This is a genomic window from Fluviispira multicolorata, assembly GCF_009208585.1.
GTDB lineage: Bacteria > Bdellovibrionota_B > Oligoflexia > Silvanigrellales > Silvanigrellaceae > Silvanigrella > Silvanigrella multicolorata.
The window spans coordinates 439,797-455,269 of record NZ_WFLN01000006.1; the positions used below are offsets into that span (position 1 = coordinate 439,797).

Genomic DNA, 15,473 nt, shown 5'->3' on the forward strand with positions numbered 1-15,473 from the left:
TAATACCATGGCAATACAATTTTTTAATACGCTTTCTGGAAAAAAAGAACCTTTTAAATCTCTTCAAAATGGAAAAGTAACAATGTATTGCTGTGGTGTGACTCCTTATGGAAACACTCACATTGGACACAGTCGCACATTTTTTTCTTATGATTTATTGTATCGTACATTAAAAGATCAAGATATTGATGTGGCCTGGGCTCGTAATATTACAGATGTTGATGATAAAATAATTAATAAAGCAAATAATGAAAATGTTTCTTGCTCACAAATAGTTTCTCGTTATATTTCAGAACAAAATGAAATGCTCGAACTCTTTAATTTAATCCGTCCACAGCATGAGCCTAAGGTAACAGAAACAATTCCTGAAATTATTAACCTTATCGAAAATCTTATTCAAAAAGAATATGCATACGTTTCTAAATCAGGTGTTTATTATCGTGTGCGTAAGTTTGATGAGTATGGTAAATTAAGTAAAAATAAAATAAATGATCTCAAAGTAGGTGCACGTATTGAAGTAGATGAGGCAAAAGAAGATGCGCTTGATTTTGCTTTATGGAAATTTGCCAAAGTGGGAGAAATTTTTTGGTCCTCTCCGTGGGGAGATGGTCGTCCTGGGTGGCACGTTGAATGTTCAGCCATGATTCACTCTTTATTTGGAGATTCTATCGACATTCATATGGGTGGAAGAGATCTTATTTTTCCTCATCACGAGGCTGAAATAGCTCAATCGGAAGGTGCTTCAGGCAAACCTCTAGCAAGCACTTGGTTGCACGCTGGAATGGTCACTTTGTATGGCGAAAAAATGAGTAAAAGCACAAATCATTTTGTTGCTATCAAAGATTTTTTGTCTAAATATCCTTCTGAAGTTTTGCGTTTGGTATTTCTATCTGTTTCCTATGGTCAGCCACTTGATTTTACCTTTGAGCTCACAACAGAAAATTTAAAAAAACTAGCAAGGCTTTATCGGTTTGTTTCGTTGGTTGACAGTTATGCTGAGCAAACAAATTTAAATCCTTCCTTAAAAGAATTTGATGGAGTTATTTTTGCAGAATTATCTAATCTTTCTTTCAAAATGAAAGAATTTTTAGCTGATGATTTAAATAGCAATGGTGCACTTGCTACATTTTTTGATTTTATTAAAGGTGTCAATACACAGCTTGCTAGACTTGAAAAATTAGGTCAAAAACTAAGAAGAGAAGACAGTGTTTTATTGAAAACAAAATGGCCTGAATTTAAAAATTGGATTAAAAATGCTTTAGGTTTACTAGTCGATGAACCTAAAATATTTTTCGAAAATTTACGAAAATATAATTTAGGTTCCGAAATTTCTGCAGAGGATATTGAATTAAAAATTCAAGAAAGAACTAAAGCTAGAAGCAATAAAGACTGGATAAAATCTGATGCAATACGTGATGAGCTGCTTGCTCAAGGGGTACAAATCCAAGATTCACCGTCAGGCACGAAATGGATTGTATTAATTTAGAAATAGTTTTAAAAAAAAACGCTTTCAATTGAAAGCGTTTTTTTTATGGATTTTTTTTAAATAACTTGAATGAAATGAGGAAAAATGAAAGCATTTATTAAATATTCTTGTCTTATTTCTATTTTATTTACTGTAACAAAAGCTTTTACTACTTTTTCAATTATAGCGATTGATACAGAGACAAAAGAGTTTGGTTCTGCAATGGCAACAAGTATTCACTTGAATCAAGAATTTTTAAAGGAAACTGAGGCAAGTATTATACCATTAAAATTCATTGATTCCTTTAGTGAGTATTCCATACATGGATATAGTCCTCAGATGGGGATAATACATATGCAGGGTTTAGTAGATAATATGTATAATGTAGATATGCTTGAAGACTCTCTTAAGCAGATGAAAAATGGACAGAGTGCAAATCAAATTCTAGACAAACTATTAGAAGTAGAAATTGAAGATTCTCTAACAAATGAAAAAAAGAAATTTAAAAATGAACGTCAATTTTTAATATTAACTCATAATAAAATTACAGGAAATATAGATAAAGCCGCGTACTCTGACTCAATGCTAAGTGTTGATTATAATTCTTTAACAGGAAAAACTAGTGATTCACGTTATCACTATGTCATTGCCGGAAATAGGCTAACTGGAATAGATGTTTTGAATGCTTTAGAAAATGGATTTAAAGAAACAAGCGGCGATTTATCTCAGAAATTATTAGGTGCTCTGCTTGAGGTAAGGAAAAAAAATGGATTTGGCGATAAAGATTCGATAAATAAATATAAAACTTCATCAAACTTTTCTTTCTTAAAAATCTACAAAAATCAGGATAAAATAAAGAATATTGTAGTTTATAGTGTGCCCAATGGGACAAGCACTGCTGATGCCATCGACAAACTTATTGAAGTGAATCAGTTTAGAGTCGTTGCAGATAATAACATTGATGAAAATACGATAACTTTTGAGAATAAAGATTATGGTAAATTGAAAATAGCTACTAAAACTAAAAATTATGGTGAAGAAAATATTCTTGCTCAAGGAGAAAAGAGAACGTATTTAACAAGTGATATAGAAATTTTTTCTAATGAATCTCAGCCTTATATATTAGGTTCATGGATGCCTTTAAATTTAATTTTTAATCATTCGCGACAAATTTCTTGTGCTGCTGAGCAAGATTTCCGATTAGGTGGTAAAGTGACAGTGACCTTTTCGAAAGGAAAGTGTTCTGTATATTATTCAAATATTTCCACTCATGATTAAATAATAAGACGTTTTATTTATATAAATTAAGTGCTTACTCAGTTTAATTTTTATAAGAGTCATAAAAATGTTGATCTCAATTTTAAAATAATGATACAAAATAGTGTGATTTTAAAATTGAATAAAACTTTGGGGACTTTTAAATGAAAATTAATCTAAAAAAAGTAATCATTGTTATTGTATTTTTTGTTATTATTTTTTTATTTAAATATTTTGATCTTAATATTTATTTTAACTTAGATTACATCAAGGAAAATAAAGAATATATTCAAAAATTATTTTTAGAAAGAAAAATAGAATTTATAAGTATATATTTTTTTATTTACGTTATTTTAACCGCAGTTTCTTTTCCAGGAGCTGCTGTTTTAACTCTCTTAGGCGGGGCATTATTTGGAATTTCATGGGGAACAGCTCTGATTTCTTTAGCAAGTACCATTGGTGCAACAATAGCATTTTTGTCTTCTCGCTATATTTTAAGAGATGCTTTAAAAAATAAATTTTCCAGTCAAATTGAAATTTTTCAAAATAATTTTCAAAAAAATGGGAAGTCGTATCTTTTTACATTGAGAGCTATTCCAATATTTCCATTTTTTATGGTCAATTTTATAATGGGATTTACAACTATTCGAGTGAGAGATTATTTTTGGGTGAGTATGCTTGGAATGCTTCCCGGAACAATCATTTATGTGAATGCAGGAAAGCAAATCAGTGAAATTAACAATGCAAGGGATATCTTTTCACTGGAACTTTTAATTTCATTTGCATTGCTTGGATTTTTTCCATACCTCATTAAAAGAGTTATTTCTTATGTTACTATGAAATATAAATTGTCAAAATTTAAAAAACCAAAAAAGTTTGATTATAATATTATTGTTATTGGTGGAGGAGCTGCAGGTCTTGTTACATCATATATTTCTTCGACAGTTAAAGCAAAAGTTGCACTGATTGAAAAAAATAAAATGGGTGGAGATTGTTTATATACAGGCTGTGTACCAAGTAAAGCAATTATAAAATCCTCTAAGGTTATTTCTTATTTAAAAAACTCTCATGCATTTGGAATTGAAAATTGCAAGTATGATATTAATTTTCAAGAAGTCATGATAAGAGTTAAAAGAGTAATCAGTAAAATTGAGCCGCATGATTCTCCTGAACGATATTCAATTTTAGGAGTAGAATGTATTTTTGGAGAAGCAAAAATAATTTCTCCATACGAAGTTCAAGTCAATAATAAAACTCTAACTACAAGAAACATTGTTATTTCGACAGGAGCTTCTCCGTATATTTTTCCATTTCCTGGATTAGAAAAAATTGATTTTAGAACATCTGAAAATATATGGGACTTAGAATCATTGCCTAAAAATTTTCTTATTATTGGTGGAGGAGCAATTGGGTGTGAAATGGCTCAAGCTTTTTCAAGATTGGGCTCATCTGTAACGATTGTGGAAAAACAGGAAAGAATTTTTTTTAAAGAAGATCATGATGTCTCATTTTTCATTGAGAATATATTTATAAATGAAAATATTAAAATTTTGACTTCAAAAAATATATTAAATTTTGATAATATAAATGGAAATAATTTTATCAAATATGAAGATAATTTTTCGAGGGAGCAATTTTCACTTGAATTCGATATTGCATTTATTGCGCTTGGTCGCAAAGCAAACGTTCATGGCTTTGGAATTGAAGAACTTGGCATTCAATTAAATAATAATGGAACAATTGAGTGTGATGAGTTTTTAAGAACCAATTATCATAATATTTTTGTTTGTGGTGATGTTGCTGGTCCATATCAATTTACCCATATGGCAGCGCATCAAGCATGGTATGCGGCTGTCATTTCTTTATTTGGAGACTTTAAGCGTTTTAAAGTAAACTATAAAAATATACCTTGGACAACTTTTATTGATCCAGAAATTTCGCGCTTAGGGCTTAATGAAATAATTGCTAAACAAGAGCAGATTCCATTTGAAATTGTAAAATATGATTTAAGTAAACTTGATAGAGCTCTTATTGAAGGTGAAGCAAAAGGCTTTGTCAAAATCCTTGTAAAACCGAATACAGATAAAATTTTAGGAGTTACAATTATTGGCGCACATGCCGGGGAACTCATGGCTGAATTTACTTTAGCTATGAAATATAATCTTGGACTGAATAAAATATTATCAACAATACATGCCTATCCGACATTTGCCGAGGCAAATAAATTTGTGGCTGGTGAATGGAAAAAAGCACATGCACCTAAAAAAATTCTTGCATATTTACAAAAATATCATGCTTGGAAGCGAGGATAGCTTTATTCAAATGTATCATGTTTTTTTCGATATATAAGGATAAACCTTGGAATAAAAGTAACTAATATATATATTTCTAATAGAGCAGAAACTACTAAGATGGGGAGAAAATATAAATCACTTATTTGATAAGATTTAAATATACATAAGCTAAAGCAGATGAGAACTATAATAAACTTAATTGCTGTTGCCCATTTTGGGATAATTTTAGGTTTAACCTTAAAATTGATTTTTTTATATAAAAGGAGAATTGGTATAGACAAAAGTTGTAAAATATCACGCATATTTGAAAGTAAGATAAACCAAATTGGGATCAGATTTAGTAAATAAAAGCAAGTTAAGAGAGATATAATGAGTACTTTGTCAGCAATTGGGTCTAGTATAGATCCAAAACGGGTGATAAGATTATACTTACGAGCTAAATACCCGTCTAAAAAATCGGTTGAAACAGCAAATAGAGCTATAATAAAAGAATAGATAAATTGATTATTAAATAATAAATATAGGCAGGGAATTAAGAGAATTATTCTTAAAGAAGTTAAAATGTTGGGTGAAAAAATCTTAAGAAGCATTGAAGCACCTTTTATTTGACATAGCAAAAATAAACAACGTTGGAATGATATCTAATAATGGATAAAATAATATGTCAAGATTTAAATTTTTTAAATATCAGTCTTTAATAAAATTTGTTATAAATATAGAGTAATTCTTTTAAAGTAGGGAAAAAAATGAAAAATATATTAATTATGCTTCAATTATTTTTTTGCATATCCGCAACAGCTAACAGTTTAAAAGAAATCGACTATTCAAGCTATCAAAAAGTTTTAAGCAAATATGTTATTATAAAAAATGAAAATACATTTGTAGATTATAAAAGGTTAAAAGATAATCCTGTTGAATTAAATAAATTTCTAAAAAATATTTCTGAGATTAAGGAAAAAGATTATTTGACGTTTAATTCAAATGAAAAACTTGCATTTTTGATCAATGCTTATAATGCGTTAACTTTGAAACTTATTATAGATAATTATCCCATAAAAAGTATACGCGATATTGGTGGAGTTATTTCTGCAAATCCTTGGAAGAAAAATTATTTTAACTTGCTTGAAAAATATCATAATTTAGATGAAATAGAACATGATATTATTAGGAAAAATTTTCAGGAACCGAGAATTCACTTTGCTCTGGTCTGTGCATCAAAAGGATGTCCAAATTTGTTAAAGCAGGTATTTCGGCCTGAAACTTTGCAGAAGCAGTTACAAAAGACTGCAGAAGAATTTCTCGCGAATAAAAATAAAAACTATTATAGTGAAAAAGACAACAAATTATTTTTATCAAGTATATTTAAGTGGTATGGTGATGATTTTAAGAAAAATTTTGGAAGCTTTAACAATTTTATAATGAATAATATTCCTAATAATGAGAAAATAAAAAATGGCAATTTTAAAATTGAGTTTTTAGAATATGATTGGAGTCTGAATGATATATGATAGTTATATAAAATATTATTTCTTAATTGGTTTTTTATTTTTAATATTTTATGCGGAAAAAAAATTCCCTTTAAGAGAGGCTGAATTTTTTCGAAATAAAAGATTTCTTATGAATTTTTTATTTGCAGCCACATCTTATATAATTGCAAGAGTATTTTCTTATCCAATTATTTATGTTTTTAGAGGTCTTTTTGGAGATATCCACATTGGTTTATTTAAGTATATCCATTTAAATTATCTTTATATATTGCTGATATCATTTATAATTCTTGATTACTCTCAGTATATTTGGCATAGATTCAATCATATTATCCCCTTTTTTTGGAGATTTCATAAAGTTCATCATTCAGATAGTGAGTTAGATAGTAGTACCGCTTTTCGTTTTCATTTTGGCGAACAATTTTTTTCTCAGTTTTTTAGATTTATTGTAGTTATATTATTTTTTATTCCACTTGAATTTGTGCTCATATATGATTTTATAAGTTTATTTTTTATAATATTTCATCATAGCAATATAAAGTTTAAATATGATAATATTTTTTCAAATCTTATTGTAACTCCATATATACATACTATTCATCATTCTAAGGAATTTAATGAATTAAATTCAAATTTTTCTGTAATATTCTCTTTTTGGGATCGGATACATAGAACTTTAAATAAGAGACCTGATATATCAAATATAAAAATAGGTTTAATTGAAATGAGTGAAAGGGATGCAAAGCAATTTTGGGAAATATTTTTTTGGCCCTTTAAGAAGAAAATATTTTAAATTTTTCATAACCTATTTATGAAAGGGTTTTTTGAATGAATATTAAACAGAGAATAGCACTCTTTGCGGGAATAGTGGTTGAATGGTTTGAAAATATGGCATTTTTATTATTAGCACCCCAAATTGGAATCATTTTTTTTAATAAGCCTAGCTATGACGAAGGACAGGGACTCATTCCATTTGCAATAGGCTGCTTTGCAACTTTTTTAGGTTCATTTTATTATGGCTATTTAGCTGATAAGAATGGAAGAGTTCGCAGTATATTCAATACCCCAGTCATTATGGGATTGTCTAGTTTTGGTATGGTGTTACTTCCTTCATACAGTAATTTTGCATATTCTTGGGTTCTTATTTCTGTTTTAAGATTATTCCAACGGTTTGTTGTCTCTGGAGAAAATGGGGTTATTTCTGTTTATGTTTTTGAAAATACTCAAGTGGGTAAGCAATTTAGAAATAATTATTTTGCAGAGGCAGCCGTGCTATTTGGAATATTATTAGCAACCTTTGCGCTTTATATAGTGACGCTCTATATTCATGATCCTCATTTGCAATTTAAAACAATTTTTTTGGCATCTACAATATTAAGTGTTACTGTATATATTATTAGGAAAATATTTTTATTTGATAAATATATTAAAGATAAAAAAGAATATATGGAGCAGTTAATAAATAAAAAAAATTTAGAAGTTCAAAAATTCTCAATTAGTACTGTTATAAAATACATTTTCGTTGTAATGATTATTTGGTCTATTGTTCCGCTAAGTTTTTTTTATAAATTTAATTTTTTGCCTAATATTTTAAATAGTCAATTTTCTATTGACAACGCTGAAATTTTAAAGAATTTAACAATTTCTATGCTATTTCAATTACTAGTAATGTATTTAGTCGCTTATATTGGTGATAAAATAATAAAAAGAAGAATTATACTTACTTTAGGTTTTCTTGTTCCTCTTATATTTTATGCAATATCATTTTTATACTTTGGAGAAATAGTTCAGTTTTATATCTATGATTTTGGATATGTTTTTAGCCCAGTTTTATTGCTTATTCTTCTTTTTGAAATTATTCCAATGCAGATCCGCTGCACTGCATTTAATATCGGGTTTAATTTTATTGTAACTATATATGCACTTCTAACAATACCATTGTATATGACTCTTTATAATAGTTTTGGTAAGTATATTTCTTTTTTGCCCGTCTTAATTTCTTATCTAGCAAGCTTTATTTGTTTTTATTATATGCTTTTTAAAAAGAAAAATATATAATCTTTATTTTGTTAGTAATCTAAGCATGTGAGGTTTAATTTATGGAAGATCTTGCTATAGAATCATATTTAATGCCTTCAATTCATTCTATACTAGCTACTATTGGTCTATTTGTGCTATTGTGGAGCTTGAAATACATTTATAAAAAATTAATTGTTAAAATTGTAGATTGGAAAGGCACTAAGATTCAATCTATTAAATTTAGAGCTTTTGAACTTTTAACTGCAGATAGAATAATCTCCTCTCTTTTATTCTTTTTTAAATATTTAAGAATTATTATTGTTTTAACCTTACTTTATTTTTATATTCCTTTAGTTTTTAGTTTTTTCCCATGGACATCTGATTTGACCCCAAAAATTTATAACTATGTTTTAGATCCTATAAAAAGAATTTTTCAAGTCACATTCAACTTTATTCCAAATGTTTTCTTTATAGTTATAACTATTATAATAACTAATTATATATTAAGATTTATAAAATTTTTATTTTCTGGTGTAGAAAATGGATCTTTTCAAATTGAAGGTTTTTATAAAGATTGGGCTACTCCTACCTATAAACTTATTAGAATACTAATCTTGTCTTTTACTTTAATAATTATTTTTCCTTATTTTCCAGGCTCAGGATCTCCTGCCTTTCAAGGAATTTCCGTTTTCTTGGGAATATTGCTTTCATTGGGTTCGAGCTCTGCAATTGCTAATATGGTTTCAGGAGTACTTCTTATTTATATGCGGCCATTTAAAGTGGGTGATAGAGTGAAAATTGCAAATACGGTTGGAGATGTTATTGAAAAAAAATTATTGGTAATTAGAGTGCGCACAATAAAAAATGTAGATATTACTATTCCAAGTTCAATGATTTTAGCAAGTCATATTGTTAATTACAGCTCTTCTGCTCAATCGCATGGTCTGATAATAAATACTGTCGTAACAATTGGATATGAAACACCTTGGAGAAGAGTGAACGAACTTCTTATAAAGGCAGCATTGAAAACTAAAGATGTTTCAGCAGAACCTGCTCCATTCATATTTCAAATTAAACTTAATGATTTTCATGCATCTTATGAATTAAACTGCTACACAAAGCAACCCAATTTAATAGATGAGATAAATTCAGAGTTAAATCAAAATATTCAAGATTTATTTAGAGAAGCTGAAGTTCTTTTAATTTCACCGAATTATTACAGTCTTATACAAAAAAATAATGATTTTATTCATCAGCCAAATCAGGGAAGCGAGTTAAAATAATTTTTTCTATTTCAACTGAGTTTTCTTCGAGAGCCTTTCCTGTTACGTCTAAGACCGGCCAGCGTTTGTTACGTTTAAAAACTTCACGGCTCCATTCTAATTCTTCAAATATTTTTTCAATATCTGCATAATCTCCTATGTTATCTGTTCCCAATGCTTCTATGCGCGCAACTCGAATTTCTGCAAGTCGTGTTGGATCAATAATTAAGGCGATAATCTTATTTTGATCGACTTTTTCTAATTCTTTTGGAGGATCAATTCCTGGTACAAGAGGAATATTTGCAACCTTGTAGCCTTTGTGTCCAAGATACATTGAAAGAGGAGTTTTTGAGGTACGGGAAACACCTATTAAAATGATATCAGCTTCAGAAAGATCGCTTGAAATGATTCCATCATCATGTCTAACTGTATATTCAATAGCACTGATTCTTTTAAAATAACCTTCGTCTAATTGTCTTAATAATCCTGGTATGGCACTTGGTCTTCTTCCAAGTTGTTCAGAAACTGTTTCCATTAAAGGAAATAATACGTCGACTACTTTAACTCCAAGTTGCATAGAACGAGAGATTAAAAAAATTCTAAGTTCAGGGTCAACGAGTGTTGCAACTACTGTTGCTTTTTTATTTCTCGCATTTAATAAAATCTCTTCGAGCATTTCTCTACGGCGAATTTTATTAAAACGTTCAATATGAATATCAGCATGGTCAAACTGAACTCTTACGGCACGAACAATGCTTATAGCTGTTTCACCCGTTCCGTCTGAAACAGTAAAAATATTAGGAATATTTGTGTCAAATTGCTTAAGCATAAAAGATAACCTCTTATAAAATCGTAATTTCGGACAAATTATCAGTTGGCAATTGGCATCCGTTTTTGTTGCAGTATGAAAAGCTTGCCTTGTTATTTAATCCCATACTTTGTTTACTGTATTCTGAAATATTTTCCAAACTATATTTATCGTTGAGTTGATTTCCTGCTATAAAATATTTTGATTTACTCATTAAAAAATGTGAATATATTTTGTGAAAATATTCAAGATGAGCAAAATTTTCTTTGTCTTCATTTACAATAATAATATTCTTACTTTCAAACCATTTTACTTTTTGTAGCATTTGTGCGCATGCAATCGGAACATTATCAGATAAAGCAACGGTGTTTGAAATGGCAATAAGTGCTAGTGATTCTAGCATTTTATGTTCACTCTGAGAAAGTAAATTGTATTTATCTGTTGCGCCAAGCCAAGCAATGACTTTAGTAATGCTGCAAAATATTGCAGAATGAGAACTGTAAATAACATTGTCTTCTGGTTTAGTTGGGCGATTGACTAGATCTTCTTCATGGCTGGAATAATAAAGTATTCCTTCAATAGGGTCGACAAAGTTTTTATGGATACATTTTACAATATTTAATATTTCTTTTAAAAGTGCATTGCTACCAGTTAGTAAAAGTGCTTCGCTGCACGCTTCTAATAAATATCCTAGATCATCAGCAAAGGCATTTATTTTTGCTGCCGCGCCATTGTATGTATGTAAATATTCATTGTTAATCTTAAAGATATTAAAAATATTTTCAAGTTTTTTAAGACTAACTTTAAGCATGTCATTGTTGTTTAAATAAATGGAGGTTTGTAGAATTCCAGTGACAGCTAAAGCATTCCAGCTTAGAAGACATTTGGTATCAAGTGCAGGGCGAATTCTTTTTTCTCTTTCCTTAAATAAAAAATGGAGTGCTTCAGTTTTTTTCTGAATAGCTTCCTCTAAGGAGAGGTTATTTTCCTTGCAAAATTTATTGAGATCTTCTGGAATTGTTAAAATATTTGTTCCATCAAAATTACCGTTTAAAGTAACTTTAAAGAAATTTATTGCAAAATCTCTCAATTCAAAATTATCTTTAAAGACCGCAAAAAACTCATCTTGAAAAAAAGTATAAAATAATCCCTCTTCACCATCGCTATCAGCATCTTCTGCACTGAAATATAAATCACATTTAGTACACTTTAAATCACGTTCTAGGTAGTTAAAAATATTTATTGCAGCTTCTTTTAAATTTGTTGCTAAAAATGGATTTTCATCTTTTATAATACAGCTTGCTGCAGCATAAAGTGGTAAAATTTGGGCGTTGTCATAAAGCATTTTTTCAAAATGTGGCACAAGCCAATGTGAGTCTACGCTATACCGAGAAATACCTCCACCGATATGGTCAGTAATTCCACCGCAGCTAATTTTTTTGAGAGTTGATAATGCATGAGCAATATTTGATTTGTTATTTGAAAAAAGCATGGCGGATAATTTTGAAGGTTGAGGAAATTTTGGAGCTCTGCCAAAACCGCCATTGATTTTGTCAGCATCAATTTCTAATAATTCTATTAATTTATGATATGTATTTTGAAGATTTTCTACTAATTTTTCTGTGTTTAAAGCATTATCTTCGAGTTTTTGTTCAAGTTTAAGTAAACTGGTTGATCGTGATGTTTCTTTTAAATATTCCAAAATTTTTGAACTTTTTTCCTCAACGTCTTTTTTATTATCATCATAAAATTTTGAGATAGCTGAAAGTACATCTTTAAATGAAGGTTGACCATATTGTCCCTCTAAAGGAAAATAAGTGCCTCCGTAAAAAGGTTTGAGATCTGGTGTAAGAAAAACGTTCAGTGGCCAGCCTCCATGTTTTGTCATTAATTGTACGGCTTCCATATATATTTCATCGATATCTGGACGTTCTTCTCTATCAACTTTAATATTAATAAAATTTTCATTTAAAAAATCTGCTGTTTCTTTATCATCAAAGCTTTCATGTGCCATGACGTGACACCAGTGGCAGCTTGAATAGCCAATAGATAAAAAAATGGGTTTATTTTTTTGCTTAGCTTGATTGAATGCTTCTTTTCCCCATGGGAACCAATTTACTGGATTGTCTTTATGCTGGAGGAGATATGGACTAGTTTCTTTATTTAATTTATTTTCTGACATTTATAGTAACCTACTTGTCTATTTAATTTTCATCAGGATTGATTATTTTATCTGAAATCTTCTTTTGAATTTGTTCAGATTGAATGTTTTCTAAATTTTCATTAAATCGAGAAATATATATTCTTCTGATTATCACTTCTTCGTCAATACGATTGATAAGTGTGCTATGGTTTTCTACAGGCTCTAAATATCTTAAAGAATGAACATCTTTTATAATAATTTTAAAATTATTTTTTGAGAGTTCTTCTCTTCCTTTTGGTGAAAAACGGGTTAAATTTGTACTATTTTCAATGATTTCTGATGGACAATTTAATTCTTTAAGAAAACCTACAATGGCAGGACACAGTGAAGGAGTTGTTCTGAAAGATGTTTTAGGAATAAACTCTTCATAAACTCTTTTCCATAATTTACGATTATATACGAGATCATCTAAAATATTATTAAGGTACTCTGATATATTATTGTGATATAAATTTTTTAAATACGGAATAAAACTGTGGTCGTCTAGTTTTAAATATTCATCAATTTGAATTGGCAGTGTGAAAGCAGCAAGAGTTTTACTTACATGTTCCAACATTGCTTCGCAAGCAGTAACTGTTTTATGAAAATAGACCTGCTGGTACATGCTCCAGCGGGCTCTTAAATAGTCTTCAAAAGCAGACACACCACTTCTTCGCATAGCTAAATGATATTGAGAGGTTTTTGCATTATAGTAAAATCCGACGGAGTCAAGAATGCGTCCTAAATCAAAAAATCCATAAACAATTCCACATTCTCGAGAGTCTCTTAAAAGATAATCCATTCTATCTGCATCGACTTCTCCACTTACAATTTCGTGTAATAAGTTTCTTAAGCCACTTTTAGCAAGATCACTTTCAGGGTTAGGATCGACAGATAAATCAAGGATTGAGCATATGTCTTGACCCATTTTTTCAGATAGAAACTCATATTCATATTTAAATATTCTAGCAACAATGAGTAGGGTATATACTTCATGTCTAATGCTAATTTCAGAATAATTTGGAAGTTGTTTCTTTAATTTACTTATTTTTTTATGTAAAGCTTTGTTGAGCCAAGTGGGTATATCTAGAGTATTGAGTTGGCTTTCAAACCCCTTCCAAGTCATCATAAACCGTTCCCCAGAATGGCTAAAAGGAGCGTGGCCGCAATCGTGTAGCAGGGCGGCGAAGCGAAGACATTGGGATAAGTAAACACTTTGCTCAAGATAGGTTAATGCCTTTTGCGTTGTACTCAAGGCACCATTTGATTTTTCATATTCCCACAAGTTTTCGCAGATGTGCTTGGGAGTAGATAAATAGGCTGCTTCAAGGGCAGAGAGCAGTCTTTTTTGATTGGCTATAATTGAGTTTAGGACAAGGCCTGCAACATGCATAACCCCAAGAGAATGTTCGAATCTTGTGTGGGTAGCCCCTGGAAAAGCATATTGGGTAAAAGCTGTTTGATTTATTCTTCTAAGTCTTTGAAATTCTGGAAGATCTATAACAAATTTCTCTTCTTCAGTGAAGGGAATGGTGTCGTGTAGAGAATCACGTATTTTTCCAGTAAATCTTAAGCTAGATATGTTTTTATCAACTAAAGAATACCCTTTCCAACCTGCAATAAGACCCATTTTTTCTCCTTTTATAAACCACTTAACAAAAAATGTATAAATGTTAAATAGCTGCGCAAATACTATGCAAAATAAATTGACAAAGACTGTATGTCTAGGGTAATGTTGCTGATGCTTTGACTTACGAAAACAGACTCATTTAGGTCGAGTTTTTAATGAATGAAGTTTAGGGGCGTCCGACACGCGAAGTTTTCTGCTATGAGAATTGTTGGTTAGAACCCTGGTTTCAAATTCGTATCAGAGTTTTTTTTGCTTACATTCTCTCTAGGCGACTCATTATTAGGTTTTTTTGAAAGTGTCAAATCTTAACTTCAAGTTTTTCACTACAGTTATTGAATATAACTTTTTGAAATTCAACTGAAAATTTTGGTGTCCAAAAATTATTGGGTACTTTTGGGGGCTTCTTGTTTTTTTCATTAATGAAAACTGTTTGTATAAGAATAAAGCTAATTAACTTAGATAGTATTACATTTTTTATTTAAAAACATAAGTGTGACTCGTTGTTTTGCTTGAATTACTCTACCAAGTTTCAACGAGTTTTCTTTTTTCTGGAGGTCTTGCTGCATGAATGCTGAAAAATTCTATGATTTTACTGTTGGTCAAAAAGCTGTTTATCCTTGTCATGGTGTTGGAACAATAGAAAACATTGAAGAGTGCAGTATTGGTGGAGCTCAACAAGATTTTTACGTCCTAAAAATCCACTCTACGGGCGCAAAGGTAATGGTTCCTACTCGTGCGGCTAAAACAGTTGGGCTTCGTTCTGTTATCTCTCTTCCAGATGTTGAAAAAGTATTTCAAATTTTGCAGTCTCCTTCAAAAAAATCGACTGCAACTTGGAATCGCCGTTTTAGAGCATTAAATGATAAGTTAAATACAGGTGATTTAGTAGAAATTGCTGAAGTTCTTAGAGATCTCTCTTCATTAAGCTCTGATAAAGAACTTTCTTTTGGTGAGAAAAAAATGCTTGAACGTGCTCGTAATATGCTTGTTTCAGAAATTTCTGTTGCACGTGGTGAAGAAAAAAGTGTCATTGAACATGAGTTAAATCATATTCTTTTTGCTATTTAAG

12 protein-coding genes are annotated in these 15,473 nt (G+C 29.9%); 8 read left to right on the plus strand and 4 right to left on the minus strand.

What is annotated here, in order from left to right:
- Window positions 1-7: 7 nt before the first annotated feature.
- The 3 genes from cysS (at window position 8) to GCL57_RS08355 (ending at window position 5,034) form a co-directional block, all read left to right on the plus strand.
- A complete protein-coding gene (cysS, locus tag GCL57_RS08345) occupies window positions 8-1,486 on the plus strand; it encodes a cysteine--tRNA ligase (RefSeq protein ID WP_152212895.1) in 1,479 nt (492 codons plus the stop codon).
- 84 nt (window positions 1,487-1,570) lie between these two features.
- Window positions 1,571-2,743: a DUF1028 domain-containing protein gene (locus GCL57_RS08350; protein ID WP_152212896.1), complete on the plus strand. Its 1,173-nt coding sequence runs from the start codon at window positions 1,571-1,573 to the stop codon at window positions 2,741-2,743.
- A gap of 143 nt (window positions 2,744-2,886) precedes the next feature.
- Complete coding sequence (locus tag GCL57_RS08355; RefSeq protein WP_152212897.1) at window positions 2,887-5,034, plus strand: FAD-dependent oxidoreductase; 2,148 nt, start codon at window positions 2,887-2,889, stop codon at window positions 5,032-5,034.
- Between the two features lie 2 nt (window positions 5,035-5,036).
- On the opposite strand, the gene GCL57_RS08360 is transcribed toward GCL57_RS08355, so the two are convergent.
- Entirely contained in the window at window positions 5,037-5,606 is a 570-nt protein-coding gene (locus GCL57_RS08360; RefSeq protein WP_152212898.1) for a CDP-alcohol phosphatidyltransferase family protein, read from the minus strand.
- A 156-nt stretch (window positions 5,607-5,762) separates the two neighbouring features.
- Between GCL57_RS08360 and GCL57_RS08365 the strand changes: the two genes are divergently transcribed.
- The 4 genes from GCL57_RS08365 to GCL57_RS08380 all read left to right on the plus strand — a co-directional run bounded on the left by GCL57_RS08365 (window position 5,763) and on the right by GCL57_RS08380 (window position 9,805).
- On the plus strand, window positions 5,763-6,524 hold the full coding sequence (locus GCL57_RS08365; RefSeq protein ID WP_152212899.1) for a DUF547 domain-containing protein: 762 nt from the start codon (window positions 5,763-5,765) through the stop codon (window positions 6,522-6,524).
- 109 nt (window positions 6,525-6,633) lie between these two features.
- On the plus strand, window positions 6,634-7,296 hold the full coding sequence (locus tag GCL57_RS08370) for a sterol desaturase family protein (protein WP_161597668.1): 663 nt from the start codon (window positions 6,634-6,636) through the stop codon (window positions 7,294-7,296).
- A 35-nt stretch (window positions 7,297-7,331) separates the two neighbouring features.
- The gene (locus GCL57_RS08375) at window positions 7,332-8,561 is read left to right on the plus strand and encodes an MFS transporter (RefSeq protein WP_152212901.1); all 1,230 of its coding nucleotides are present in this window, start codon (window positions 7,332-7,334) and stop codon (window positions 8,559-8,561) included.
- A 41-nt stretch (window positions 8,562-8,602) separates the two neighbouring features.
- A complete protein-coding gene (locus GCL57_RS08380) occupies window positions 8,603-9,805 on the plus strand; it encodes a mechanosensitive ion channel family protein (protein WP_152212902.1) in 1,203 nt (400 codons plus the stop codon).
- On the opposite strand, the gene GCL57_RS08385 is transcribed toward GCL57_RS08380, so the two are convergent.
- From GCL57_RS08385 to GCL57_RS08395, 3 genes are read right to left on the minus strand one after another with little or no spacing between them, the layout of a single operon-like run.
- On the minus strand, window positions 9,768-10,613 hold the full coding sequence (locus GCL57_RS08385) for a pyruvate, water dikinase regulatory protein (RefSeq protein WP_152212903.1): 846 nt from the start codon (window positions 10,611-10,613) through the stop codon (window positions 9,768-9,770). The genes GCL57_RS08380 and GCL57_RS08385 overlap by 38 nt on opposite strands.
- Before the next feature lie 13 nt (window positions 10,614-10,626).
- A complete protein-coding gene (locus GCL57_RS08390) occupies window positions 10,627-12,774 on the minus strand; it encodes a thioredoxin domain-containing protein (RefSeq protein WP_152212904.1) in 2,148 nt (715 codons plus the stop codon).
- Between the two features lie 22 nt (window positions 12,775-12,796).
- Entirely contained in the window at window positions 12,797-14,404 is a 1,608-nt protein-coding gene (locus tag GCL57_RS08395; protein ID WP_152212905.1) for an HD domain-containing protein, read from the minus strand.
- A gap of 564 nt (window positions 14,405-14,968) precedes the next feature.
- Between GCL57_RS08395 and GCL57_RS08400 the strand changes: the two genes are divergently transcribed.
- Window positions 14,969-15,472, plus strand: a complete 504-nt coding sequence (locus tag GCL57_RS08400) for a CarD family transcriptional regulator (RefSeq protein ID WP_130612494.1) — start codon at window positions 14,969-14,971, stop codon at window positions 15,470-15,472.
- Window position 15,473 lies beyond the last annotated feature (1 nt).

What these genes read in the sequence shown, in the direction of transcription:
- GCL57_RS08350 (WP_152212896.1), top strand. Translation starts at nt 1,571, where the DNA reads ATGAAAGCATTTATTAAATATTCTTGTCTTATTTCTATTTTATTTACT.
- GCL57_RS08390 (WP_152212904.1), bottom strand. Translation starts at nt 12,774, where the DNA reads ATGTCAGAAAATAAATTAAATAAAGAAACTAGTCCATATCTCCTCCAG.
- GCL57_RS08370 (WP_161597668.1), top strand. Translation starts at nt 6,634, where the DNA reads ATGAATTTTTTATTTGCAGCCACATCTTATATAATTGCAAGAGTATTT.
- GCL57_RS08365 (WP_152212899.1), top strand. Translation starts at nt 5,763, where the DNA reads ATGAAAAATATATTAATTATGCTTCAATTATTTTTTTGCATATCCGCA.
- GCL57_RS08375 (WP_152212901.1), top strand. Translation starts at nt 7,332, where the DNA reads ATGAATATTAAACAGAGAATAGCACTCTTTGCGGGAATAGTGGTTGAA.
- cysS (WP_152212895.1), top strand. Translation starts at nt 8, where the DNA reads ATGGCAATACAATTTTTTAATACGCTTTCTGGAAAAAAAGAACCTTTT.
- GCL57_RS08380 (WP_152212902.1), top strand. Translation starts at nt 8,603, where the DNA reads ATGGAAGATCTTGCTATAGAATCATATTTAATGCCTTCAATTCATTCT.
- GCL57_RS08355 (WP_152212897.1), top strand. Translation starts at nt 2,887, where the DNA reads ATGAAAATTAATCTAAAAAAAGTAATCATTGTTATTGTATTTTTTGTT.
- GCL57_RS08385 (WP_152212903.1), bottom strand. Translation starts at nt 10,613, where the DNA reads ATGCTTAAGCAATTTGACACAAATATTCCTAATATTTTTACTGTTTCA.
- GCL57_RS08360 (WP_152212898.1), bottom strand. Translation starts at nt 5,606, where the DNA reads ATGCTTCTTAAGATTTTTTCACCCAACATTTTAACTTCTTTAAGAATA.
- GCL57_RS08395 (WP_152212905.1), bottom strand. Translation starts at nt 14,404, where the DNA reads ATGGGTCTTATTGCAGGTTGGAAAGGGTATTCTTTAGTTGATAAAAAC.
- GCL57_RS08400 (WP_130612494.1), top strand. Translation starts at nt 14,969, where the DNA reads ATGAATGCTGAAAAATTCTATGATTTTACTGTTGGTCAAAAAGCTGTT.